This is a genomic window from Gracilibacillus sp. D59, assembly GCF_052246695.1.
GTDB lineage: Bacteria > Bacillota > Bacilli > Bacillales > Amphibacillaceae > Gracilibacillus.
Map to the genome: position 1 here is coordinate 125,699 of NZ_JBQQCK010000007.1, position 25,973 is coordinate 151,671.

At 38.7% G+C, this 25,973-nt stretch carries 24 protein-coding genes and 1 pseudogene; 22 read left to right on the forward strand and 3 right to left on the reverse strand.

The window, feature by feature from the left end:
- Positions 1–3: 3 nt before the first annotated feature.
- From purB to ACTWP4_RS13460, 15 genes and pseudogenes are all read left to right on the forward strand, one after another.
- Positions 4–1,299, forward strand: coding sequence for an adenylosuccinate lyase (gene purB, locus ACTWP4_RS13390; RefSeq protein WP_443129277.1), 1,296 nt, complete (start codon positions 4–6; stop codon positions 1,297–1,299).
- 13 nt (positions 1,300–1,312) lie between these two features.
- The gene (gene purC, locus ACTWP4_RS13395) at positions 1,313–2,026 is read left to right on the forward strand and encodes a phosphoribosylaminoimidazolesuccinocarboxamide synthase (protein WP_443129278.1); all 714 of its coding nucleotides are present in this window, start codon (positions 1,313–1,315) and stop codon (positions 2,024–2,026) included.
- Positions 2,023–2,274, forward strand: coding sequence for a phosphoribosylformylglycinamidine synthase subunit PurS (gene purS / locus ACTWP4_RS13400; protein ID WP_018932346.1), 252 nt, complete (start codon positions 2,023–2,025; stop codon positions 2,272–2,274). The genes purC and purS overlap by 4 nt, the downstream gene beginning before the upstream one ends.
- A complete protein-coding gene (purQ, locus tag ACTWP4_RS13405; RefSeq protein ID WP_443129279.1) occupies positions 2,271–2,954 on the forward strand; it encodes a phosphoribosylformylglycinamidine synthase subunit PurQ in 684 nt (227 codons plus the stop codon). Before purS ends, purQ begins: the two co-directional genes overlap by 4 nt.
- Entirely contained in the window at positions 2,938–5,166 is a 2,229-nt protein-coding gene (gene purL / locus ACTWP4_RS13410; protein ID WP_443129280.1) for a phosphoribosylformylglycinamidine synthase subunit PurL, read from the forward strand. The genes purQ and purL overlap by 17 nt, the downstream gene beginning before the upstream one ends.
- Entirely contained in the window at positions 5,142–6,554 is a 1,413-nt protein-coding gene (gene purF / locus ACTWP4_RS13415) for an amidophosphoribosyltransferase (RefSeq protein ID WP_443129281.1), read from the forward strand. Before purL ends, purF begins: the two co-directional genes overlap by 25 nt.
- A 96-nt stretch (positions 6,555–6,650) precedes the next feature.
- A complete protein-coding gene (purM, locus tag ACTWP4_RS13420; protein ID WP_443129282.1) occupies positions 6,651–7,679 on the forward strand; it encodes a phosphoribosylformylglycinamidine cyclo-ligase in 1,029 nt (342 codons plus the stop codon).
- A complete protein-coding gene (gene purN / locus ACTWP4_RS13425; protein ID WP_443129283.1) occupies positions 7,672–8,244 on the forward strand; it encodes a phosphoribosylglycinamide formyltransferase in 573 nt (190 codons plus the stop codon). Before purM ends, purN begins: the two co-directional genes overlap by 8 nt.
- Positions 8,245–8,246: 2 nt before the next feature.
- Positions 8,247–9,782, forward strand: a complete 1,536-nt coding sequence (gene purH, locus ACTWP4_RS13430) for a bifunctional phosphoribosylaminoimidazolecarboxamide formyltransferase/IMP cyclohydrolase (protein WP_443129284.1) — start codon at positions 8,247–8,249, stop codon at positions 9,780–9,782.
- Positions 9,783–10,123: 341 nt separating this feature from the next.
- The gene (gene purD, locus ACTWP4_RS13435) at positions 10,124–11,380 is read left to right on the forward strand and encodes a phosphoribosylamine--glycine ligase (protein ID WP_443129285.1); all 1,257 of its coding nucleotides are present in this window, start codon (positions 10,124–10,126) and stop codon (positions 11,378–11,380) included.
- 108 nt (positions 11,381–11,488) lie between these two features.
- The gene (locus ACTWP4_RS13440; RefSeq protein WP_443129286.1) at positions 11,489–12,337 is read left to right on the forward strand and encodes a VOC family protein; all 849 of its coding nucleotides are present in this window, start codon (positions 11,489–11,491) and stop codon (positions 12,335–12,337) included.
- A gap of 187 nt (positions 12,338–12,524) precedes the next feature.
- On the forward strand, positions 12,525–13,445 hold the full coding sequence (locus ACTWP4_RS13445; protein WP_443129287.1) for a WD40/YVTN/BNR-like repeat-containing protein: 921 nt from the start codon (positions 12,525–12,527) through the stop codon (positions 13,443–13,445).
- Positions 13,438–14,298, forward strand: a complete 861-nt coding sequence (locus ACTWP4_RS13450) for a hypothetical protein (RefSeq protein WP_443129288.1) — start codon at positions 13,438–13,440, stop codon at positions 14,296–14,298. Before ACTWP4_RS13445 ends, ACTWP4_RS13450 begins: the two co-directional genes overlap by 8 nt.
- A gap of 136 nt (positions 14,299–14,434) precedes the next feature.
- Positions 14,435–15,685, forward strand: a pseudogene (locus ACTWP4_RS13455) (DUF2252 domain-containing protein).
- A 46-nt stretch (positions 15,686–15,731) separates the two neighbouring features.
- A complete protein-coding gene (locus ACTWP4_RS13460; RefSeq protein ID WP_443129289.1) occupies positions 15,732–16,241 on the forward strand; it encodes a MogA/MoaB family molybdenum cofactor biosynthesis protein in 510 nt (169 codons plus the stop codon).
- A 222-nt stretch (positions 16,242–16,463) separates the two neighbouring features.
- On the opposite strand, the gene moaC is transcribed toward ACTWP4_RS13460, so the two are convergent.
- A complete protein-coding gene (moaC, locus tag ACTWP4_RS13465; RefSeq protein WP_443129290.1) occupies positions 16,464–16,949 on the reverse strand; it encodes a cyclic pyranopterin monophosphate synthase MoaC in 486 nt (161 codons plus the stop codon).
- 83 nt (positions 16,950–17,032) lie between these two features.
- On the opposite strand from moaC, the gene modA reads away from it, so the two are divergent.
- The 7 genes from modA (at position 17,033) to ACTWP4_RS13500 (ending at position 23,346) form a co-directional block, all read left to right on the forward strand.
- Positions 17,033–17,794 (forward strand): molybdate ABC transporter substrate-binding protein, encoded by a 762-nt coding sequence (gene modA, locus ACTWP4_RS13470; protein ID WP_443129291.1) that lies wholly within the window; start codon positions 17,033–17,035, stop codon positions 17,792–17,794.
- Positions 17,769–18,419: a molybdate ABC transporter permease subunit gene (gene modB / locus ACTWP4_RS13475; protein ID WP_443129292.1), complete on the forward strand. Its 651-nt coding sequence runs from the start codon at positions 17,769–17,771 to the stop codon at positions 18,417–18,419. Before modA ends, modB begins: the two co-directional genes overlap by 26 nt.
- A 94-nt stretch (positions 18,420–18,513) precedes the next feature.
- Complete coding sequence (locus ACTWP4_RS13480; protein ID WP_443129293.1) at positions 18,514–20,256, forward strand: adenine deaminase C-terminal domain-containing protein; 1,743 nt, start codon at positions 18,514–18,516, stop codon at positions 20,254–20,256.
- 215 nt (positions 20,257–20,471) lie between these two features.
- Entirely contained in the window at positions 20,472–21,518 is a 1,047-nt protein-coding gene (locus ACTWP4_RS13485) for a DUF3048 domain-containing protein (protein ID WP_443129294.1), read from the forward strand.
- Positions 21,519–21,536: 18 nt separating this feature from the next.
- The gene (locus tag ACTWP4_RS13490) at positions 21,537–21,833 is read left to right on the forward strand and encodes a YerC/YecD family TrpR-related protein (RefSeq protein WP_443129295.1); all 297 of its coding nucleotides are present in this window, start codon (positions 21,537–21,539) and stop codon (positions 21,831–21,833) included.
- A gap of 73 nt (positions 21,834–21,906) precedes the next feature.
- Positions 21,907–22,893 (forward strand): Gfo/Idh/MocA family protein, encoded by a 987-nt coding sequence (locus ACTWP4_RS13495; RefSeq protein ID WP_443129296.1) that lies wholly within the window; start codon positions 21,907–21,909, stop codon positions 22,891–22,893.
- Positions 22,894–23,010: 117 nt separating this feature from the next.
- A complete protein-coding gene (locus ACTWP4_RS13500; RefSeq protein ID WP_443129297.1) occupies positions 23,011–23,346 on the forward strand; it encodes a hypothetical protein in 336 nt (111 codons plus the stop codon).
- A 142-nt stretch (positions 23,347–23,488) separates the two neighbouring features.
- Here ACTWP4_RS13500 and ahpF read toward each other — a convergent pair whose 3' ends face one another.
- Together ahpF and ahpC are read right to left on the reverse strand one after the other, a co-directional pair.
- Positions 23,489–25,015, reverse strand: coding sequence for an alkyl hydroperoxide reductase subunit F (ahpF, locus tag ACTWP4_RS13505; protein ID WP_443129298.1), 1,527 nt, complete (start codon positions 25,013–25,015; stop codon positions 23,489–23,491).
- A gap of 142 nt (positions 25,016–25,157) precedes the next feature.
- Complete coding sequence (ahpC, locus tag ACTWP4_RS13510; protein ID WP_443129299.1) at positions 25,158–25,721, reverse strand: alkyl hydroperoxide reductase subunit C; 564 nt, start codon at positions 25,719–25,721, stop codon at positions 25,158–25,160.
- Positions 25,722–25,973: the final 252 nt, after the last annotated feature.

Here is a 25,973-nt window from a genome sequence, read left to right on the forward strand (position 1 = left end):
TTTATGATCGAACGTTATACAAGAGAAGAAATGGGCAAGATTTGGACAGATGAGAATCGCTTTAATGCATGGCTTGAGGTGGAAATATTAGCATGTGAAGCATGGAGTGAATTAGGGATCATCCCAAAAGAAGATGTCAAAAAAATTAGAGAAAATGCATCTTTTAATATCGAACGTATTTCTGAAATCGAACTAGAGACTCGCCATGATGTGGTAGCATTCACCCGCGCTGTTTCGGAAACATTAGGTGAAGAGAAAAAATGGGTACACTACGGTCTTACTTCAACAGACGTTGTCGATACCGCCCTTTCATATATGTTAAAACAAGCAAATCAAATTATCCGTCGTGATATTGTAAACTTTATTGAAATTTTAAAAGAGAAAGCAATCGAGCATAAAAATACCGTAATGATGGGACGTACACATGGTGTACATGCTGAACCGACAACTTTCGGCTTGAAAATGGCACTATGGTACGAAGAAATGAAACGTAATCTTGAACGCTTTGATGCGGCAGCAAAAGTAATTGAAACTGGGAAATTATCTGGTGCAGTTGGTACCTATGCCAATATCGATCCGTTCGTTGAAAAATATGTTTGTGAACAATTAGGGTTACAACCGGCACCTGTATCGACCCAAACATTACAGCGTGATCGTCATGCGCAATACATGTCCGCACTGGCATTAGTTGCAAGCTCCATCGAAAAATTCGCAACCGAGATCCGCGGATTGCAAAAAACAGAAACAAGAGAAGTGGAAGAATTTTTTGCGAAAGGTCAAAAAGGTTCATCAGCAATGCCGCATAAACGTAACCCAATCGGATCCGAGAACATGACAGGAATGGCCCGTGTTATCCGTGGTTATATGATGACATCGTATGAAAATGTGTCCTTATGGCATGAACGTGATATTTCTCACTCTTCTGCAGAACGTGTCATTTTACCGGATGCAACAATAGCCTTGAATTATATGTTGAACAGATTTGGTAATATCGTGAAAAACTTAACGGTATTCCCGGAAAATATGAAACGGAATATTGATCGCACGTACGGTGTAATTTTCTCACAACGCGTATTGCTTTCTTTGATTGATCAAGGTATGAGTCGTGAAGAAGCATATGACATTGTACAACCGAATGCGATGAAGGCATGGGAGACAGCAACACCATTCCGTCAGCTGATCGAACAAGAAGAGCGTATCAATAGTACATTATCGAAAGAACAATTAGATGATTGCTTTGATTACACGTACCATTTAAAAAACGTTGATCAGATTTTCAAAAAAATAGGCCTGGCATAAGGAGAGGAATCCAATGAAAGACAAGCTGTTATATGAAGGAAAAGCAAAGCAAGTATTTACGGTAGCGGATAATCCGAATTTATTAGTCCTGTCTTATAAAAATGATGCAACAGCCTTTAACGGCGAGAAAAAAGCGGAATTTCAAGGGAAAGGACGCTATAATAATTTAATTTCTGCTAAAGTATTCGAATATCTCCATCAAAAAGGGATTAATAGTCACTTTAAAGAAGCTTTAAATGAAACGGAACAATTAGTAGAAAAAACAACGATTATACCGCTCGAGGTTGTCGTTCGTAATGTTGCGGCAGGAAGCATCGTTCGTCGTACAGGAATCGAGGAGAAAACGGTTTTCGATCCGCCACTAGTGGAACTTTTTTATAAAAAGGATGAGCTTGGTGATCCGTTAATCAATGACGATCATGCGTTATTATTAACGGATGCAACTGAAGCAGATCTGACAAAAATAAAAAAAATGGCACTTCAAGTAAACGGGCAATTGCAAGCTTTCTTCAAAGAAATTAATTTACAGCTTGTCGATTTCAAATTGGAATTTGGACGCAATGCTAGCGGAGAAATTGTGCTATCAGACGAAGTGAGTCCTGACACTTGCCGTCTTTGGGATATCGGAACAGGAGAGAAGATGGACAAGGACGTATTTCGCGAAGACTTAGGTGACTTAGTTACTGTATATGACAATATATTATCGAGACTGGAGGCAAAACAATGAAACTAGTAAAAGTACACATTACATTAAAAGAGGGCGTATTAGACCCACAAGGTAAAGCAGTACAAGGATCTTTAAATACATTAGGCTATGATAATGTGAAAGAAGTTCGTGTTGGAAAATATTTAGAATTAACGGTGAATGATGATGCAAATATCGAAGCAGAGATTGAAGAAATGTGTAACAAACTACTCGCGAATCCAGTTATCGAGAATTATAAATATACAGTAGAAGAGGGGGTTGTCCAGTGAAATTTGCTGTGATTGTCTTCCCTGGCTCCAACTGTGACCGCGATATGTACTATGCAGCCAAGGATGCACTGGGCGAAGAAGCTGATATGCTTTGGTATCAAGAAGCAAACTTGGAAGGCTATGATGCGATTTTAATTCCTGGTGGATTCTCTTACGGTGATTATCTTCGTTCTGGCGCAATTGCTTCTACATCAGATATTGTTGTGCAATTACGTGAACAAGCAGACAAAGGAGTTCCAATTCTCGGTGTCTGCAATGGTTTTCAAATTTTACTAGAATCTGGTTTATTACCAGGTGCAATGCTACGCAATAAGAATCTGAAATTCATGTGTCATTTTGAAAACTTAATCGTGGCAAACAATGACACCCTTTTTACCTCGAAATATGAAAAAGACGAAGTAGTATCGATTCCGATTGCGCATCATGATGGAAACTACTATTGTGACGAGGAGACACTTGCAAGATTAAAAGAAAACAACCAAATCGTCTTTACGTACCAAAATAATCCGAATGGTTCTGTTAGTGATATTGCCGGAATCATCAATGAACAAGGAAATGTGCTAGGTATGATGCCACACCCGGAACGTGCAGTAGAATCGATTTTAAATAGTGATGACGGATTAAAACTATTCCAATCAATGTTAGAAAACTGGAGGGAACGTTATGTTGCAGGCGCCTGAGATTACTCCTGAATTGGTAGAACAAGATAAAGTCTATCAGGAAATGGGATTAACAGATAAAGAGTATGACATGATTAAAAACATTATGGGTCGTCGCCCTAACTTTACTGAAATCGGTATTTTCTCGGTAATGTGGTCGGAACACTGCAGTTATAAAACTTCTAAACCATTATTAAAGAAATTTCCGACGGAAGGACCACAAGTCGTGCAAGGTCCTGGTGAAGGTGCCGGAGTTGTCGATATCGGTGATGGTCAAGGTGTCGTATTTAAAGTCGAAAGCCATAACCACCCTTCAGCAGTTGAGCCGTATCAAGGTGCGGCAACAGGTGTCGGTGGTATTATCCGTGACGTTTTCTCGATGGGGGCTCGTCCGATTGCATCATTAAACTCTTTACGTTTCGGTAATCTTAACACTGGTCGGGTTAAATATCTTTTTGATGAAGTGGTTCACGGAATCGCCGGCTATGGTAACTGTGTAGGAGTACCAACTGTTGGAGGAGAAGTACAATTCGATGACTGTTATGAAGGTAACCCACTTGTTAACGCAATGTGTGTTGGTTTAATAGATACGAAAGATATTCAAAAAGGTATCGCATCAGGACTTGGTAACACGATTATGTATGTTGGCTCGAAAACAGGTCGTGACGGAATCCATGGTGCAACATTCGCTTCGGAAGATTTATCTGAAGACTCTGAAAGCAAACGTTCCAACGTCCAAGTTGGGGACCCTTTTATGGAGAAATTATTAATTGAAGCATGCTTGGAAGTGATTCATTCTGACGCCTTAGTTGGCATTCAAGATATGGGTGCAGCTGGTCTTACTTCATCTGCAAGTGAGATGGCGAGTAAAGCTGGCATGGGAATGGAAATGAACCTAGATCTAATCCCGCAGCGTGAAGAAAACATGACGGCGTACGAAATGATGCTGTCAGAGTCACAAGAACGTATGCTGTTATGTGTGAAAAAAGGTGAAGAACAGGAAATCGTCGATATTTTCAAGAAATACGGGCTGGAAGCAGTAGCAGTAGGTCAAGTTACCGATGATAAAATGTTCCGCTTATTGCATAAAGGAGAAGTTGTGGCAGACATTCCTGTTGATAATTTAGCAGAGGATGCACCGATTTTCTATAAAGACTCAAAAGTACCAAGCTTTTACGAAGAATATCAAAGAATGCCAGCATATAAACCAGAAGTGAAAGATCATACCGAGATATTGAAAAAGTTATTACAGCAACCAACGATCGCAAGTAAAGAATATGTCTATGATCAATATGATTCAATGGTACAGGCGAACACAGTATTCTCTCCAGGTTCAGATGCGGCAGTTGTCCGTGTGCGTGGATATGATAAAGCAATTGCGATGACAACAGACTGTAATTCCCGTTATATTCATTTAGATCCGGAGGTAGGCGGTAAAATTGCGGTAGCAGAGGCAGCACGTAATATCGTTGCCTCAGGTGCGAAACCACTTGCACTTACCGACGGACTAAACTTTGGTAATCCGGACAAACCAGAAAACTTCTGGCAAATGGAGAAAAGTGTAGAAGGAATGAGTGCGGCCAGCTTAAAGTTGAACACACCGGTTATCAGCGGTAATGTTTCTCTTTACAACGAATCAAACGGTCAGGCAATCTTCCCAACACCAGTCGTAGGTATGGTTGGATTACATGAGTCACTTGATCATATTACACCTTCTCATTTCCAGAATGAAGGGGACCTGATTTATGTAGTTGGTGAGACAGAAGCAGAGTTTGGTGGAAGTGAGCTGCAAAACCTATTGGAAGGTAAATACTTTGGTAAAGCTCCGGCAATTGATTTAGAGACGGAAGCAAAACGTCAAGATCAATTATTAGCAGCAATTCATGCTGGTCTTGTTTCCTCAGCTCACGATATTGCAGAAGGAGGGCTTGGTGTTGCATTAGCAGAATGCCTTTTTAATGAAAAAGGTCTTGGTGCAGACGTCCAAGTAGAAGGAGATTTAACAACGGTATTGTTTAGTGAAACACAATCACGTTTTATCGTATCGATTCCAGAGAAAGATCGTGAAGCGTTCGAAGCAAAAGTAGAAGATGCAACATTATTAGGAACGGTAACAAATACTAATAAACTAGTGGTTCAAAGCGGAAAAACAGAAGCAATCACAGAAAGTGTACTATCATTACAACAACTGTGGAAAGGAGCTATCCCGTGCTTGCTGAAATCAAAGGCTTAAATGAAGAGTGTGGTGTATTCGCGATCTGGGGACATGAGAAGGCAGCTGAAATGACATATTACGGCCTCCATGCTCTCCAGCATCGTGGGCAAGAAGGTGCCGGTATTGTCACAACAGATGGTGAAAAATTAAATGTCCATAAAGGTGTCGGCTTAATCAATGACGTTTTTTCAGAAGGAGAAGTCTCCCGCCTGCAAGGACATGCGGCAATCGGGCATGTTCGTTATGCTACACAAGGTGGCGGTGGCTTTGAAAACGTACAGCCACTTGTTTTTCGCTCACAAACGAATAGTATGGCATTGGCCCATAACGGAAACCTCGTCAATGCCCATGCGTTAAAGAATCAACTGGAAGCACAAGGAAGTATTTTGCAGACTACTTCAGATACAGAGGTGATCGCCCACCTTGTAAAACGCAGTGGTAATGTTCCGATGGAAGAAGCGATCTCTTCTGCTTTAGGTATGATCAAAGGTGCCTATGCATTCTCGATTTTAACAGAGGATCAACTGTTTATCGGATTGGATCCGCGCGGTTTACGCCCGCTATCTATTGGCCGTTTAGGTGATGCGTATGTTGTTGCATCAGAAACGTGTGCCTTTGATTTAATCGGTGCGACTTACGAGCGTGAAGTAAAACCTGGTGAATTAATCGTAATCGATGATGATGGATTTAGAACAAAACAATTTACATCTCCCATGCAACGTACCCTTTGCTCAATGGAATATGTCTATTTTTCCCGCCCAGACAGTGATTTAAATGAGAAAAATGTTCATGCAAGTCGTAAAACAATGGGGAAACAATTAGCAAAAGAAGCACCAATTGAAGCGGATGTTGTCACTGGTGTACCGGATTCCAGTATATCAGCAGCAATCGGTTTTTCCGAAGCAACTGGTATTCCATATGAGTTAGGCTTAATCAAAAACCGCTATGTCGGACGTACTTTTATTCAACCATCACAGGAATTGCGCGAGCAAGGTGTAAAAATGAAGCTGTCCGCAGTTCGTGGGATTGTAGACGGTAAGCGCGTTGTGATGGTCGATGATTCAATCGTCCGTGGCACAACAAGTCGTCGGATCGTCCGATTATTAAAAGAAGCAGGAGCCACAGAAGTACATGTTCGAATCGCATCGCCGCCAATTCAAAATCCGTGCTACTACGGAATTGATACATCGACAAAGGGTGAGTTAATCGCAGCGAATAATACGATCGAAGAAATGCGCGAAATTATCGGTGCAGACAGCTTATCCTTTTTATCAACAGAAGGATTGGAAGCTTCGATCGTAGAGGACCGTGATCGTCAGGAGCATGGTGTGTGCCAAGCATGTTTTACAGGAAATTATCCGACTGAAATTTATCCAGATACGGTAATTCCCGCATATAAAGAGTAAAAGTGTCCAGTAAAAGTTGAAAAGTGTCCAATAAATAATAAAAAGTGTCAAATAAATTAGACGAAAAAATTCCGCACCAAAAAGGAGTCCATAGGAATGAGTGATATTTATAAAGATGCAGGTGTCGATGTCAACGCCGGCTATAAAGCAGTCGACTTAATGAAAAAACATATCGCGAATACCAATCGCCCTGAAGTAATCGGTGGTGTAGGTGCTTTTGCAGGCCTTTTCGATATCAGTAAATTCTCTTATGAAGAACCAGTATTAGTCTCTGGAACAGATGGAGTCGGAACAAAGTTGAAACTTGCTTTCACCATGGATAAACATGATACAGTTGGAATTGATTTAGTAGCAATGTGTGTCAATGATATTGTTGCTCAAGGTGCCGATCCAATCTTTTTCTTAGATTATATTGCGTGTGGGAAAAATCAACCAGAAAAAATCGAACAGATCGTAAAAGGCATAACAGATGGCTGTGTTCAATCCGATGCAGCACTTATCGGTGGTGAAACAGCGGAAATGCCAGGGATGTATGATGAGGATGAATATGATCTTGCTGGATTTGTAGTAGGTATTGCTGATAAAAAGCAAATTATCACAGGTGAAAAGATTGAAGCCGGTGATAAAGTGATCGGACTTGCTTCATCAGGTGTTCATTCTAACGGTTTTTCACTTGTTCGAAAAATTATCGAAGACAAAGGCTTAAGCTATCATGACGAAATTCCTGAGCTATCGAGAACATTAGGTGAAGCACTATTAGAGCCAACGAGAATTTATACCAAAGCGATTCAGCAACTGAAGTTAGACCTTACGATTAAAGGAATCAGTCATGTAACAGGCGGTGGATTTTATGAAAACCTACCACGTGCGTTACCCGATCACCTTGGTGTGAAGATTCAACAAGGGTCATGGCAAAAACCCGCCATTTTTGATTACTTGCAAAAACAAGAAAACTTAAAAGAAGAAGATATGTACGGAGTATTTAATATGGGGATCGGCATGGCTGTTATAGTTGAGGCACATGAAGCAGATATGGCTCTTCAATTATTAGAAGATATCGGGGAAGAAGCCTACGTCATCGGTGAGGTTACAGAAGAAACTGGGGTGACATTCATCAATGACTAAATTAGCAGTATTTGCATCTGGTACCGGTAGTAATTACGATGCTATTATCGAGGCGACGAAAAATGGTACACTTGATGCAGAAGTATCGTTACTTGTTTGTGATAAGTCAAAAGCAAAAGTAGTGGAAAAGGCAAAACAAAATGGGACGCCAGCTTTTGTATTTGATCCCAAACAATATCGACATAAGCAGATGTTTGAGGCGAAAATTGTAGAAGTACTACAAGCAGAAAAAATCGATTTGGTCATTCTTGCTGGTTATATGCGATTGGTTGGCGAGACGTTATTAACCCCTTTTGAAGGAAAGATAATCAATATCCATCCTTCGCTTTTACCAGCCTTTCCTGGACTGGACGCAATCGGACAAGCATTTGATGCAGGTGTGAAAGTGTCAGGGGTTACCGTGCATTATGTCGATTCCGGGATGGACACAGGAAAAATAATTGCACAACAAGCAGTTGATATTAAAGATGGAATGACTAGAGACGATTTACAAAAAGCGATTCAGCAAGTAGAACATCAACTGTATCCAGCTACGATTCAAAAACTGATCACGAGAGGAGAATAACGTTGAAAAAGCGTGCTTTACTAAGTGTGTCTGACAAAAGTAATTTAGTTCCTTTTGCAGAAGGGTTAGACAAATTAGGTTATGAATTAATCTCAACAGGTGGTACATTAAAAACATTAAAAGAGGCCGGGTTACCTGCAAAAGGTGTTTCGGAAATCACTAATTTTGATGAAATTTTGGATGGTCGTGTCAAAACGTTACACCCATATATTCATGCAGGACTACTTGCTCGCCGTGATGAAGAATCACATGTGAAGCAATTGGAAGAGCGTGACATTACACCGATTGATGTTGTTGTTGTCAATCTTTATCCATTTAAAGAAACGATCGCAAAAGAAGGAGTAACAGAAGAAGACGCCATTGAAAATATTGATATTGGCGGTCCGACGATGCTACGATCTGCATCGAAAAACTTCCGTGATGTCACGGTAGTCGTTGATCCATCTGATTATGATGCGGTTTTAGACAACTTAGGCAATAATGGTGGAACAGTTGAATTCCGTAAACAACTAGCGGCAAAAGTGTTCCGTCATACGGCAAACTATGACGCAATGATTGCCAACTATTTTGTTGATATTACAGGTGAAGAGGATCCAGAAACATTTACTCAAACATTCGAAAAAGTACAATCCCTTCGCTACGGTGAAAATCCGCACCAACAGGCAGCATTTTATAAAGAAGGAAATGTCAAAGGTGCATCAATTGCTAATGCAAAACAGTTACATGGTAAAGAATTATCGTATAACAACATCCAGGATGCTAACGCTGCTTTAGAGGTTGTGCTTGAATTCCCTGAACAACCAGCAGCAGTAGCCGTAAAGCATATGAACCCTTGTGGGGTTGGTATCGGTGACTCGATTTCTGGTGCCTTCGAAAAGGCATATGCCGGTGATCCAGTATCCATTTTTGGTGGAATTGTTGCATTAAATCGTGAAGTGGACGAAGCAACCGCCAATCAGTTAAAAGAAATTTTCTTGGAAATCGTAATTGCACCAAGCTTTTCTGAGAGAGCTCTCGAGATCCTAACAGTGAAAAAGAATATTCGCTTACTCGAAACACCTATGCAAGTAAACGAGAATGATACGAAAAAAGTAGTCAGCGTGATTGGTGGACTACTCGTTCAAGATCGTGACAATGGTAAAGTGTTGGCGGAAGATATAGAAGTTGCGACCGATCGTAAACCTGATGCCAAAGAAATCGACGAGCTTCTTTTCGCATGGAAAGTGGTAAAACACGTAAAATCAAATGCGATTGTTGTTGCAAAAGGGGACCAGACACTTGGTGTTGGTGCTGGACAAATGAACCGTGTTGGTGCTGCAGGAATTGCCTTTGAACAAGCAGGAGAAAAAGCAGAAGGTGCAGTCATGGCATCAGATGCATTCTTCCCAATGCCAGATACAGTAGAAAACGCGGCAAAAGCAGGAATCAAAGCAATCATCCAACCAGGTGGTTCCAAGCGAGACCAAGATTCCATTAATGAATGTAATAAACATGGTATTGCTATGGTATTCACGAAAATGCGTCATTTCAAGCACTAAGAAGTAGAGGATTCTCAACAAGTTGGGAATCCTTTATCTCAAATATAGAAGCAATCTCACGGACAAAAGAATGCGAAAACTGCAAAAAGTGTCCACGAGAAGCAATCTCACGGACAAAAGAATGCAAAATCTACAAAAAGTGTCCACGAGAAGCAATCTCACGGACAAAAGAATGCAAAATCTACAAAAAGTGTCCACGAGAAGCAATCTCACGGACAAAAGAATGCGAAATTTGCAAAAAGTGTCCACGAGAAGCAATCTCACGGACAAAATAACCCCAAATCCAAAAAAGTGTCTATGAGAATCTTCCCTAAACCATAGATAGAAAAAGGAGGCCTCCCATGAGAGTATTAGTAATCGGCGGTGGTGGTCGTGAGCATATCATCGTAAAAAAATTAAAGAGAAGTGAGCGTGTAACAGAGATTTTTGCTGCACCAGGAAACGGTGGTATTGCTCAAGATGCAACTTGTGTTCCAATTAAAGATGATGCGATTGAAGAATTAGTTTCTTTTGCACAAAAAGAAGAAATAGATTGGACCATTGTGGGTCCTGAAGTTCCATTAACGAAAGGGGTAGTAGATGCTTTTCAGGAAAAAAACCTGAAAGTATTCGGTCCTAAAAAAGAAGCTGCTCTAATTGAGGGAAGTAAAGATTTTGCAAAAGCATTTATGAAACAATATGATATTCCGACTGCTAAATACCAGACATTTAGCGATGTTGAAAAAGCAAAAACATACATAAAACAAGAGAGAGCCCCAATTGTCATTAAAGCAGATGGGCTTGCTGCTGGTAAAGGAGTCGTAGTTGCGATGACAGAGCAACAAGCTTTAGACGCCGTGGACAATATGCTGATCGATAATAAATTTGGTGAAGCTGGAAGCAGAGTGGTAATCGAAGAATATTTGGAAGGAAAAGAGTTCTCCCTTTTTGCATTTGTTGATGGTGAAAATGTGTATCCAATGGTTCCAGCTCGTGATCATAAACGTGCCTATGACAATGATGAAGGCCCGAACACTGGTGGTATGGGCGCTTTTTCTCCGGTACCAGATTTAGATCCAAAGCATGTAGAATTTACTGTTGAAAAAATACTCAAGCCTGTTGCAAAAGGAATGAAAAAGGAAGGCCGCACATATACTGGGGTACTTTATGGTGGTTTAATCGAAACAAAAGAAGGACCAAAAGTGATCGAATTTAATGCACGATTTGGAGATCCTGAAACACAAGTGGTATTGCCTCTTCTTGAAAATGATCTTATTCAAGTGATAGAAGACGTAACTGCAGGAAAAGATCCACAGTTAAAATGGAAAAATGGCTATGCGATAGGGACAGTAGTTGCTTCAAAAGGCTATCCTGGTTCATATGCTAAAAATGTAGTCCTCCCAGATCTTGCTTCAGATGATCAGGTTTATGTAATTCATGCCGGAACAGGCCAGTCGGAAGATGGCTCATTCTATTCAACAGGTGGTCGTGTTCTTTTAGTAGGTTCGATTCAGGACAGTCCGGAACAAGCGCAAAAAGCAATCTATCAATACTTGGAACGATTTAATCAAAACGACGACTTTTACTATCGAAAAGATATTGGATTCTCAAAAGAATAACAGACAAATGAAAGCTACTATTCTTGGCAGATTAGTAGCTTTTTCTTGATGTTTTATACTTACAAAAGTACAATTGCTTACATAAAGTAATTAAAAAGGAGTTAAATTATGAATTTTCATCGTAAACCGATAACGTTTGTCAGCAATGTCACGATACACGTACAGAATTTAGATCAATCAATTGCTTTTTATCAAAAAGTGATTGGATTTACTATATTAGAAAAAACAAACACAACAGCAGAACTAACCGCAGACGGTAAAACAAGTATTCTCACACTGGAACAACCAGTAAACGTAGAACCTAAACAAGGGCGTACAACAGGTTTATACCATTTCGCCATTCTTTTACCAACGAGAGAAGACCTTGCGAACTTTGTCTTTCATAGTATAAATGTAGGTTTACCATTAGCCTCATCAGACCATTTAGTAAGTGAAGCGTTATACTTTTCCGATCCGGATGGAAATGGCATTGAAGTGTATCGTGATAGAGATCCCGAGGGCTGGACGTGGCAAGGTGATCAAGTAGCAATGGCTGTAGATCCATTAGATTTTGAAGACCTTTTAAAAGAAGGCAAAAAAGGTGCATGGCAAGGACTGCCACAAGAGACTGTTATGGGGCATATTCACCTTCATGTTTCAGAAATGGAGAATACCAAGCACTTTTATGAAAAAGGACTCGGGTTTGAAACAGTCTGCCAATTCGGTGATCAGGCATTATTTATTTCAACGGGGAAATACCATCATCACATAGGCTTGAACACGTGGAATGGAGTCGGAGCTCCTAAGCCATCCGAAAAGAGCGTAGGCTTACAATCTTATACGATCACTTATCCAACAAAAGAAGCTGTTAATCATACCATTCAGAATTTAGAGGCAATTGGTGCTTCAGTGAAAGAGGAAAAAGGTCAAGTTATAACGAGAGATCCTTCTGGTAATAAAGTTATTCTTACTTATTAGGAAAGAGAATTACACGGTTTTTAAGGACAAAAACAGAGGAAAAATCAAAAAAGTGTCCATCATCTCAAGTAAGGCATCTCAATTTGATAAGGAAAAGGCTGGATCTTAAACCCAGCCTTTTCTTTATTTTCTAATAGATTATAAATAACAGCTCCTATTATCGTATAATGAAGATAAGGAGGATTTCATGGGGCGAAAATTAGTAATAGTTCTTAGTTGTATGCTTAGTGTGGCGATTATATTGATAACGTTTTATTATCAAATGCGTGAGCCAATTCCTTTACCCTCATCTGTGGTCGAACAAAATCAACAAGTAAGAGAAAATACTACAGCCGAAAAAGCCACGTTAGTTCCGATTAATATCAAGGATAGTTTAGGTTATAGCCTTGAAAATGATGAACTGCAGATCACCTATGATAATGGAAATTCATGGACTTTGGTTCCAGTTGAAAAAGATAAGCTTTTTGCAGGTGAATACCAAGGGAATAAAACAGAATTAATAGATAATAGTTTTATTCTTACTGAGAGTAATGCTGCTTTTCTTTATTCTGAAGGAGCAATAAAAGTGATTTATTCAGAGAATCAGGGGAAAACATGGGATGAAACGGTTGTAGATGATCAATTGCCTTCCATCAGATTCCGAAAAGTAGAATTCCTTGATGATCCATTCTGGTATGTTATTTTAACTGCAGGAAGAACCATGTCATCGGAAGGATCGTTTATATACATATCTACGAATCAAGGTGAAAGTTGGCAATCTATTAATGTGCCAGATACAACTAGACTAATAGCTGATGGCGGATTTATAGATGAAAAGACAGGTTTCATGTCGTACGGTACAATTAATCCACAGGAGCCGGATTTATATGTGACAAATGATCAAGGCGAAACGTGGGAACAGGCGGTATTTCATATGCCACCTAAATATGATAGAGTCTTCGTCATTGCTAGAGCGCCATTTAAAGAAGAGGATCACTTAGCTTTAATTATGGATCAAAGCCCTAATGGTGACTACTATAAAAACGGATCGATTAGAGCAAAATTCACTTCAACTGATAATGGATACACATGGGAATTTTCTGAGGAGGTAGAACCGAAAAATGAATAAGTGGGCTAAATGGATCGGGATTATCTTTTTTCTGATTGCTGTTGGTTTTTTTATATTGCAGATAGGTAGTCTAATCGTTCAATCGCACTATCAGGCGGAATATATTGATAACCGTTTATTTTATGTATTTAATATTATCATGATAATTAGCTTAGGAATAAGTCTCTTATCACTTCTTTCGCTTAAAAAAATGGGAAATGTTATCCTTGTTACTATAGCGTTTTTGGCTATTGTAGTAAACAGTTATTTGTTGTACCAAACAAATCAAAATATTAAAAATATCATAAGTATCTCACCAGATACTAAGCAAATTTTCTCCCTGAAGAAAAATACGAATACTGGTGAGGCGACGTATTATCGTAGTTATTATCGGATATTAGGTCGCCCAAAAGAAGCATTAAAAGCCCCTATTGATACAGAAGGAGATGTAAAGTGGTTAACAGATGATATTGCTGTTTTCACTTACATGGACAAACAGGAAAATCTTCATCAATTTGTCGGTACATATGGAGATCGTAAAGACGGGTTATCCTATTATTATGTTGGAGCTCAAATGCATGGACAATGGGAAGGAGAGAATACAGCAATATCTGTTAATCAGGAAGGTATTACAATTAACCGTAAAGACTATCTCCAATTGTTTGCTTGGGATCAGATCCAACAATATGGAACATTGGCTATCGTTTTAGAGTACAATAATGAAGCGAAATGGACGATTGCATTAGGGGAGGATTTCTTCTTTGATGAGAATACAACTGCACCTCCTACTGGTGAGATTATCTTATACGAAGCATCACTAGTGAATACAAAAGCCGTCTCGCTACAATACAAAGTGGAAGCATCAGCTTTCTAACATTCTAAGATAAAATAAAAAGTATGGAGAGGGGATTTCGATGGTACACAGCATTCAAACAAAAGTCCGTGAAACCAGTCTATTATTACGAAAAAATGCTCTACATACCATATTAGAACAGCTTGATGGTTATGTCATGGAGCTTTCGAAAAAAGATAGACGTAAAAAATATCATAAGATGAAACAGAATCCTTACAGCTTTTACCGTGGCAGTGCATATCTTTTCTATTATGATGTAACAAAAATACCATTCAGTTTCCATACACCAGAACATAAGCCGACCTGGATCATGGGTGATATGCATTTTGATAATTTCAGCAGCTTCCAGGATGAAGAAGGGAACCTAGTATTTGATGTCGATGATTTTGATGAGGGTTATCTGGGATCTTATTTATATGATGTATAAAGAATGGTGGTCAGCATCCGTTTGCTAGCAGAACAGCAAGGCATTACTGATGAAGAAACTCGAGATGAGTTAGTCACCTCCTTTTTAAAATCATATCGTAAGCAGATAAGGAAGTTTGCCAAACGAGAAGAGGACCCGAAAGCCTTACATTTCACAGTTGATAATACGAAAGGCCCAATCAAGAAGGTGTTGAAAAAATTAGAAGAACGTCAAGCTACACACGAACTGCATAAACAGACCACCTTAAATGGTGAAGGCGAGCGCGTCTTTAACATTGAAAAAGAAAAACTCGAGAAGGTCTCATCGAAAGAATATAAAGAAATAAAAGAGAACTGGCATTACTACTTAGATTCGATTGAGCCGTCTTTATTTAAAGGTAACGATCATTATCAAATCAAGGACATTGTCAGAAAAAATGGAGCAGGTGTGGGATCCACGGGACTAAAAAGATATTATGTCTTAATTGAAGGAACTCAAGATGTTAAAGACGATGATATCATTTTAGAAGTTAAAGAAGCACGACCAGCGATTCCAGCTTATTTTATGCCGTATAATGGAACATTTTGGGCCTATTATAATCACCAAGGAGAACGTGTAGTAGCCACTCAAAAAGCGATGCACCATAAAGCAGATAGTTATTTAGGTCAATTTACGATCGGGAATCGTGAATTTTATGTGAGAGAGCGTAGTGCGTATGATAAGGATATATCACCGAAACATTTATCGGAATTTAAACCGATCAAGCAATCAGTCAAAATCATGGGCAAAATTGCAGCAAAAATTCATTCGCGAGCAGATCAGGATATTCACAAAGAATTATTGGACTATCATAGTGAGGATGTTATTTATCAAGCGATAGAAGGAGATAAAGAAGCGTTTATTCACGAAATGGTGTTATGGTCGCGATTTTATAAACGACAAGTTGACCAAGATTATGAATTGTTCCTTGATTGGCTAGAAACGAATTTCTATAAAAGTTAAAGGATAGACCAGTACATGCGAGTTTTGTAAAAAAAGGAGCTTAATTATGTCACTAGCGCACAAAGCGGAAGCACCAGATACCGTAAGATGTAAAATCATTACCGTCAGCGATACACGAACGAAAGAGACTGATAAAAGTGGTAGGTTGATGCAACAATATTTAGAAGAAAACAATCACCAAGTGAACGCCTATGATATTGTAAAAGATGAGCAAGCTGAAATCCAGCAAGCTATAGAAAAAGGATTACAACAGGCTAATATTGATGCGATCTTAATTAATGGTGGAACAGGGATTGCTAAACGAGATGTGACAATTGAAGCAGTTAAGAGTATGTTGGACAAAGAAATACCTGGATTCGGAGAAATTTTCCGTATGCTCAGTTACCTGGAGGATATCGGTTCAGCAGCGATCCTTTCCCGAGCAATAGCAGGTGTGGTTCAGGATAAAGTAGTTTTTGCAACACCAGGTTCGTCTGGTGCCGTAAAATTGGCTATGGAAAAGTTGATTATTCCGGAGTTAGGACATGTCATGAGGGAGATTAACAAAGACTTATAATTGAACAAAGGTAACCGATAATGTTATAAATTTAACGTTATCGGTTCTCATTAATATTAGTTGTTATCTTCTTCAATAACTTTTTATCCCAATATTGTCCAAAAAACGGGCCAATCTTTTAATTCAACCAATGTCTTCCTCACTAGCCCGTTATAGGAAAGAATTTGCAGGTGCTTATTGACAGCTTTATAAAGATAAAAAAATCACCCAATTATTGAGTGATTACTCCTCTCTCCGATATACCCCGCTTTTCCCGCCAGTTTTTTCAACTAAATAAGTCTGGCCAATCACCATCCCTTTATCAACCGCTTTACACATATCATAAATTGTTAGTGCGGTAACAGAGGCAGCAGTTAAGGCTTCCATCTCAACGCCAGTACTTCCCTTTGTTTTTGCTTCCACTGTTATCACTAACTCATAATTATCTTCTTCGTTTTGCCAATCAAACTGAATATTAACCCCACTTAATGACAATGGATGACACATCGGAATAATTGTAGATGTTTGCTTTGCTGCCATAATGCCAGCGACTTGTGCAACCGAAAGGACATCCCCTTTGCCAATCGTTTGATCAACGATTTTTGTATAGATTTCTTGGTTAACAGAAATGCTGGAGCAGGCAATGGCGGTTCTGTTCGTTATTTGTTTATCGGTTATGTCCACCATTTTCGCTCTGCCTTGTTCATTTATATGAGAAAACTCAGCCATTTTATCACCAACCTTCTCAATCATTATACTATAAAAAAACGTGTTATAATAGAAGGATCATGACAGGAAAGGTACAGATTAACATGAAGAGGGTTATTTACATATTATTAGCGATCAGCTTATTAACCGCATGCCAACCAGAGGAAGAGGAAATAACGATTTCTGCAGCAGCATCCTTAACAGATGCAATAAATGAAGCTGTGCAACAATTTGAAAAGGAACACCCTCATATAAAAGTTGCCATTAATCTCGGTGGTTCAGGAGCATTAAGTCAGCAAATTATGCAAGGAGCACCTGCAGATATCTTTTTCTCTGCTTCTTTAGATCATTTTGACCGTATTTTACAAGCAGGATTAATCGAAGACGGACAAGCAAGAGCATTATTAACAAACGAGCTCGTATGGGTTCAACCAAAAGATGATCAGCTAGTCACATCGATTGATCATTTTAATAAAATTGCGATAGGAACGCCGGAAACGGTTCCTGCTGGTAATTATGCAAAACAAGCGTTAACAGCACAAGGAATTTATAATGATATAGAAAAAAAACTAGTTTTCACCAAAGATGTAAGACAAGTCGTACAATATGTGGAAAGTGGCAATGTAGACGCTGGAATGGTATATCGTACAGATGCGATGATTTCTGATAAAGTTCAACTAAACGAAACACTGCCAATAGGTGAGTACGATGATATCATATATCCAGTTGGTATGATCAAAAAAACTCAAGCGGCAGAAACTTTTTATCAATATTTGCAATCAGAAGAAGCGCTCGATATATTTAAACAATACGGATTTCAAGAAATTGATGGTGACATAGATGGAAGCATTTTTTCAACCGATTAAATTATCATTAATTGTTTCGAGTTTAGCATTAATAATCGTCTTTTTCCTGGGGATCTCAGCAGCATGGCTGATGGCAAGGAGGAAGTTTAAAGGAAAAGTTTTGATTGAAACGATATTATTATTACCAATTGTTTTACCCCCAACTGTCATTGGGTTTATTTTAATTATGTTATTTGGTCAAAATGGAATATTGGGTAAATTAACAAATTTTCTGTTTAATCAATCATTAATGTTTACCATATGGGCAGCTGTTATTGCGGCGGTAGTGGTTGCTTTTCCGTTAATGTATCAATCTGTTAAAACGGGACTAACATTTGTGGATCGTCATATTGAAGATGCAGCAAGAGTAGATGGATCCAATGAGTGGAACGTTTTTCGGTATATCACCTTCCCATTAATTCAAAAATCGATTCTTTCAGGAGTCGTACTAAGCTTTGCCCGTGCATTAGGGGAGTTTGGAGCTACATTAATGTTTGCTGGGAACATTCCGGGGCGTACCCAGACCGTACCGATGGCAATTTATGTAGCCTTTGAATCAAACAGAATGACACTTGCATGGGCGTGGGTTTTGTCTATCATTGTCGTTTCATTTGTTATGCTAATTTTTATACGTAAATCTGCCTAAAAAATAGTCATAAATTTGTAAAAATCACACAATGCAAACGCTGCCAATACGTGATAAAATAGGAGGAAATCATAAAGAGATTGAGGAGATTATGATGAATGATCATTTATATAGATGGCGTAATAAAGAAATTCGTAAGCAAGTAGCAGTGATCGATGGTAAAGAGTCAGCGACACTTATTTTGAAAAACGCTTATTATTTAAATGTTTTCCTAAGAAAATGGTTGGAGGCACATATCTGGATCTATCATGATCGGATTGTATATGTGGGCTCGAAATTACCTGATTCATTGACAGACATCGAAGTAGTCGATTGTACAGGTAAATTCGTGGTACCAGGATATATTGAACCACATGCACATCCATTTCAACTTTATAACTCTTATGAACTAGCTATGTATGCCGGGCAAACAGGAACAACAACATTGATGAATGACAACTTATCATGGCTTTATTTAACTAACAGAGAGAAAGCGTTTACATTAATGGAGGATTTCATGAGAATTCCTGTATCAATGTATTGGTGGGCAAGATTCGATTCACAGTCAGAAATCAATGAAGAACAGGAGATTTTTAGGGACGAAGAAGTTCAAGCATGGTTGCAGCATGAAGCCGTTGTCCAAGGTGGGGAATTAACAGCATGGCCACAAGTGTTGCGTGATGATGACCGCATTCTTTACTGGATGCAGGAAGCGAAAAGACTTCGCAAGCCAGTTGAAGGGCACTTCCCAGGTGCTTCTGAACACACATTGGTAAAGCTAAAGCTGCTAGGTGCCAGCTCAGATCATGAGGCATTATCAGGTGAAGAGGTTTATAACCGTTTATCTATGGGGTATCGCGTAGGGTTGCGTAATTCTTCGATACGACCTGATTTGAAAAAGTTGTTAAAAGAACTGCAGGATCTTGGTATCAATTCCTATGATTTCTTAACGATGACAACAGATGGTTCGACACCTGCTTTTTATGAGAATGGTTTAATTAATCAATGTATTCAAATTGCAATAGATAATGGTGTTCCCGAGATTGAAGCATATATGATGGGTACGTATAACGCAGCAGAGCAATTTCATTTAGAGGAACGCCTCGGTGGTATTGCTCCAGGTCGAGTAGCACACCTTAATATTTTATCAGAAGCTAATAATGCAACACCTGAGTCTGTTATTGCCAAAGGAAAGTGGTTGAAGAAAGATGGACAGTTGGTTGATCAACATATCGAAATCGATTGGGATAAATATGGATTAGGAGCACTCAATTTAGACTGGCAGTTAACAGAAAAAGACTTGCAATTCTCGATGCCGGTCGGATTGAAAATGGTCAATGATGTCATCATGAAACCATATCCGATTACCATTGACGCAAATACAGAAGAAATTACTAATTCAACGGATGAATCTTTCTTAATGTTAATCGATCGTCATGGAGAGTGGCGAGTAAATACGATTATTAAAGGATTCACGGAAACGTTAGGAGGATTAGCTAGTTCTTATTCCTTGACAGGTGATATTGTATTAATTGGAAAGAGTAAATCAGATTTGTTGCTTGCGTTTTCGAGGATGAAAGAAATTGGCGGAGGTATTGTCCTTGTACATCAAGGAAAAGTGATTTTTGAATTACCGCTACAAATTGCTGGAATGATGTACAAAGGCGAAATGCCAAAACTGATAAAAGAAGACAAAAAATTAAAAGAGCTTCTCATCGATCACGGCTATCAATATGAGGACCCACCATACAGTTTATTATTCTTATCATCGATGCACTTACCTTTTGTCCGAATCACACCGTTAGGTATTATCGATGTAAAGAAAAAGGATATCCTCTTCCCGGCGATTATGAGATAAGAAAGGTTCCTAGTTAGCTAGACATCTTTTCCAAACGATATGAAAAGAGGTTGGCGATTCGTCAAATTTCCTCTATAATAGAATTAGATCTATCGGCATGCGATGAATAGGCATGCCGATATTCCGTTTTATCAAGGTGCTAACTGTCCGTAAAACCCACGGACGCTAACACTCTCGCTTTCTATTATTTTACAGATGAAAAGGTGGCCTTTTTGATGAAGAAATTAAGTTTACTTCTTATTATTGTATTATGTTCATTAGTAGCATGCTCTAATAATGAAGAAGAAGCAGTAAAAAAGCAAGAGCAGGAAGAACCAGAAGAAATCGTAGAAGAGAAACCAGCAGAGCCTAAGGAACCAGAGTTTGTGTCCCCTTTTACTGGTCTTGAAGCTGAAGAAGAATTGACAGACCGAGCGGTGGCAATTATGGTTAACAATCATCCAAAAGCAAGACCACAAACTGGGCTTTCTCAAGCAGATATAGTTTTTGAAATTTTGGCGGAAGGTAATATTACTCGGTTGATGGCACTTTTTCATGGTGATATTCCTGAACGTGTAGGTCCTGTCAGAAGTGCAAGACCATACTATTTTAATTTAGCAAACGATTATAATGCTATATATGTATATCATGGTGCAGCAGATTTTATAGAAAATATGATTAAATCTGGTGCTGTACAGGGATTAAATGGCATGTACTACGATAATGATAAAGTGTTGTTTGAAAGATCGTCTGATCGCAATCCGCCACATAACTCGTATACATTATTTGACGGAATCTATCAGCGTGCAGAGGAAGAAGGGTATGCGCTTGAAGCGGAATACCAGCCAATGCCTTTTTTAGAAAAAGATCAAGCTATAGAAGGGGAAACGGCTACCGATATTCGCTTTAATTATGGCAACTATAGTGTCAGATACCAATATGATGAGGCATCACAAAAGTATCTGAGATATAGTGATGGAGTCCAAACTGTAGAATATGCAGACAGTACGCCAATTGAATTGGATAATGTATTAATTCTCGAAACTGCTCATCAGGTAATAGATGATCAAGGACGTCGCGAAATCGACTTAGAATCTGGTGGAAGTGCTTTATTACTACAGCAAGGTAAAGTACAAAACGTGCAATGGGAACGAATTGATGGTAGAATAATCCCAACGAAGAATGGAGAGCCTGTTCCGTTTGTTCCAGGACAAACATGGGTCAATGTGATTCCTACAAGCCCTGGCATTGATGGTGTGGAACTATCAAGCGAGACGGAATAAAAAGGAGAGATGTGTACCATGCAAATCGATAAATTGCGTGGCAAACAATTAGATCAGTTATTTGATGCTATTTTATCGCTGGAAGACCGGGAAGAATGCTACCGCTTTTTTGATGATATTGCAACAATGAACGAAATTCAATCTCTGGCACAACGCTTACACGTAGCCAAAATGCTTGATGAAGGCAGAACATATACAGCGATAGTAGAAGAATCAAGCGCATCCACGACAACGATCTCTCGGGTCAAGAGATGCTTGGCATATGGTACTGATGGCTACCGTATCGTGTTGGATCGATTAAAGGAAAAAGAGTAAAATAAGGAGTGCCTCTTGCGACAGAGGGACTCTTTTTCGATGCTCAATGACAAAAACATGGAGGTATAATATAATGATTCGCTTTGGAGTTATAGGAACGAATTGGATTACCGATCGATTTATCGATGGAGCAAGTAAACTAGGTGATTTTCAATTAAATGCTGTTTATTCAAGAACAGAAGAAAAAGCAACAGAGTTTGCGAGTAAGTATCATATCGAGCATACATATACAGATGTACATGAATTCGCTAGTAGTGATAGCATTGATGCCGTTTATATTGCTTCGCCTACCGCATTACACAGTGAACATGCAATCGCTTGTATGAAAGGCGGTAAACACGTTATTGTAGAAAAACCTTTTGCATCCAATGAGCAGGAAGTACAAGCGATGATCGACACAGCAAAACAAACTAACGTTACCCTTATGGAAGCTATGAAAACGACACATGTTCCCAATTTCAAGCTCATTCAAGAAAGTTTGGATAAAATTGGACCTGTTCGCCGTTATGTTGCGAACTTTTGTCAATATTCCTCCCGCTATGATAAGTACAAAGAAGGAATGGTGTTAAACGCATTTAAGCCAGAATTATCAAATGGGTCTTTAATGGATATCGGTGTCTATTGTATTTATCCGATGGTCGCGTTATTCGGCAGACCAGATCGTGTGAAAGCAACAGCCTTTATACTAGAATCTGGTGTTGACGGCGAAGGAACGGTGACAGTGGATTACCCTTCCTTAAATGGTGTCTGCATGTTTTCTAAAATCACTAACTCCTCTATCCCTTCAGAAATTCAAGGGGAAAAAGGTTCTATTGTTATCGGGAAATTTTCCGATATGACTGAAGTGAAAATTGTGTACAAAGATGGTTCTGAAGAGGTTTTAGACGCCGGGCAAGAAGACAACACGATGTATTATGAAGCAAAATCATTTATCGAATCGATTGAAAATAATGAAATCGAAAATAAAGTAAATACATGGAATAATTCCCTGGAAACTATTAGAGTCCTAGATCAGGCTAGAAAAGAAGTAGGAGTTGTATTTCCAGCTGATAAAAAGTAATACTTTTCTATGAGACCTAACCCTTATTCGTTAACGTTCATTTAATCGGATAAGGGTTTAGTTAACATGTACACGCAATATGTCTAATTACTGAAGTAGTGAGTAAAACTCGATTATATGCATTTAAAAGGTATTCGCGCTGAAAAAAAGGGAGTGAATCCTGATTATAAGCATTTTAAAGGTATTCACACCGAAAAAAAGGGAGTGAATCCCGATTATATGTATTTTAAAGGTATTCACACCGAAAAAAAGGGAGTGAATCCCGATTATATGTATTTTACAGGTATTCACACTGAAAAAAAGGGAGTGAATCCCGATTATATGTATTTTACAGGTATTCGCGCTGAAAAAAAGGGAGTGAATCCCGATTATATGTATTTTACAGGTATTCGCGCTGAAAAAAAGGGAGTGAATCCCGATTATAAGCATTTTAAAGGTATTCACACTGAATAAAAGCGAGTGAATCTCAATTATACAGTTCATAATGCTTTTTTATGAGAGAAAATTAATGTTTCATGAATTATTAATTACAAAAAAGTATATGTAAAACTTAAAGAGGTTGTCACTCTAGCAAAAGGTGACAACCTCTTTAAAATTAATTCCGTATTAAATGATCAAATGCGCCCAATGCCGCAGTAGCACCAGATCCCATTGAAATAATGATTTGCTTATACGCACTGTTTGTACAGTCACCTGCCGCAAACACACCAGGGATACTTGTTGTACCACGCTCATCTACTACAATCTCGCCGAACTTATTTAACTCTAATGTATCTTTTAGCCATTCTGTGTTTGGAACAAGTCCAATTTGAATGAAGACACCAGCAAGCTCAATGCTTTTTTCTTCTTCTGTCTCACGGTCTACATAACGTAAACCTTCTACTTTTTCAGATCCGTAGATTTCAGAAGTTCTTGCATTTGTAAGTACGGTAACATTTGGTAGGCTGTGTAGACGTTCTTGTAATACCTGATCAGCCTTTAACTCTGGTAAAAATTCAAGTACGGTAACATGTTTAACAATACCAGCTAAGTCAATTGCTGCTTCGACACCAGAGTTTCCACCACCAATTACGGCTACATCTTTTCCTTCAAAGATGGGACCATCACAGTGTGGACAGTATGCAACACCTTTATTTTTGAATTCTGCTTCACCAGGAACGCCGATATTACGCCAGCGAGCACCAGTTGAAAGTACAATGGTTTTACTTTTAAGTGTTGCACCATTTTCTAGTTCCAATTCAAAAAGCTCTTTTTTCTCAAGAGATTTGGCACGCAGTGAGTTCATAATGTCTACATTATAATCACGAACATGCTCTTCCATGTTAGCAACTAATTTCGGACCTTCTGTATATTTCGTTGTAATAAAGTTTTCGATACCAAGTGTATCTTGAACTTGTCCACCAAAACGTTCAGCAACGATACCGGTGCGGATTCCTTTACGAGCAGCATAAATGGCAGCACTAGAACCAGCAGGGCCTCCACCAACTACTAATACATCATAAGGCTCTTTATCATTTAGCTCAGAAATGTCAGCACTGCTTCCTAATGCTTCTAGAATGCTTTCAATTGTTTGTCTACCATCAACAAATTGTTCTCCATTCAAGTAAACAGAAGGAACAGCCATGATGTCTTTACGATCTACTTCCTCTTTAAAAGCAGAACCTTCAACCATTGTATGGGTGATTTCAGGATGTACGACACTCATAATGTTGAGTGCTTGAACGACATCAGGACATTTTTGGCATGATAAGCTTACATATGTTTCGAAATGTAGTGGACCTTCTAGTTTTTTGATTTGTTCAATAATAGAATCATCCACTTTCGGTGGACGTCCACTTACTTGTAATAATGCCAACACAAGAGAAGTAAACTCATGACCAAGTGGGACACCTGCGAAAATAACGCCAGTGTCCTCGCCAGCACGATTAATGCTAAAGCTAGGAGTACGGTCAAAAGAGCCTTTCTCTACTGTGATTTTATCCGACATGCTTGCAATTTCATTTACTAGTTCGTCTACTTCTTTTGAAACATCGTCAGAACCAGTACTTGCCTTAATGACAATATCCTTTTCTAACAGTTTCAAATATTCATTAAGCTGTGATTTTATTTCTTGATCAAGCATTTTGACCCTCTTTTCTTATATTACTTAGAAAGAATATATGGAAATATTTAGCTCCGAACGCCCAGAAACTACGATTTCCCGACAAGGTGATTCTTGAATCAGTCCAATCGCTATGTTTCTAAAGGGCGCTCCTGAGCTTTCCTTATATTTTCCCTACTAGATCAATACTTGGTCTAAGTGTTTCGCCGCCTTCTTCCCATTTAGCTGGGCATACTTCACCAGGATTGCTACGTACATATTGTGCAGCTTTAATTTTATTAACTAGTGTACTAGCGTCACGGCCAATACCTTCAGCATTAATTTCTGCTGCTTGGATTACACCATCAGGATCAATAATGAAAGTTCCGCGATCAGCTAGACCTGCGTCTTCACGTAGTACATCAAAGTTTTGAGAAATGACGTGAGAAGGGTCACCGATCATAGTATATTCGATTTTACCGATGGCATCTGAGCTTTCATGCCATGCCTTATGTGTAAAGTGAGTATCTGTAGAAACAGAATATACTTCTACACCTAATTTTTGTAATTCTGCATATTGGTTCTGTAAATCTTCTAATTCTGTAGGACACACGAATGTGAAATCTGCTGGATAGAAACAAACAATGCTCCATGTTCCTTTGAAAGTTTCTTCTGTTACATCTACGAATTCCCCTTGACGGAATGCAGATGCTTGAAATGGTAGTACTTCTTTTCCGATTAATGACATAATGATTGTCCTCCTTATGTGTTTTTTTATTTTTTGAATACTAACTTGAAAAAAGTATTCATTACACACCAACCATTATTATAAAATAAATGACCTTATATGTGTAATGATATAATTATAGTTCATAAATTCGTAACGATAATTCTCTTCATTCTATTATTTTGAACGTAAAATTCATTATTTATTCACAATTGAAACATTATTGTATATAGATGTGAAAAAGATCACACATGTTTCTGAAATGAGTCGGTA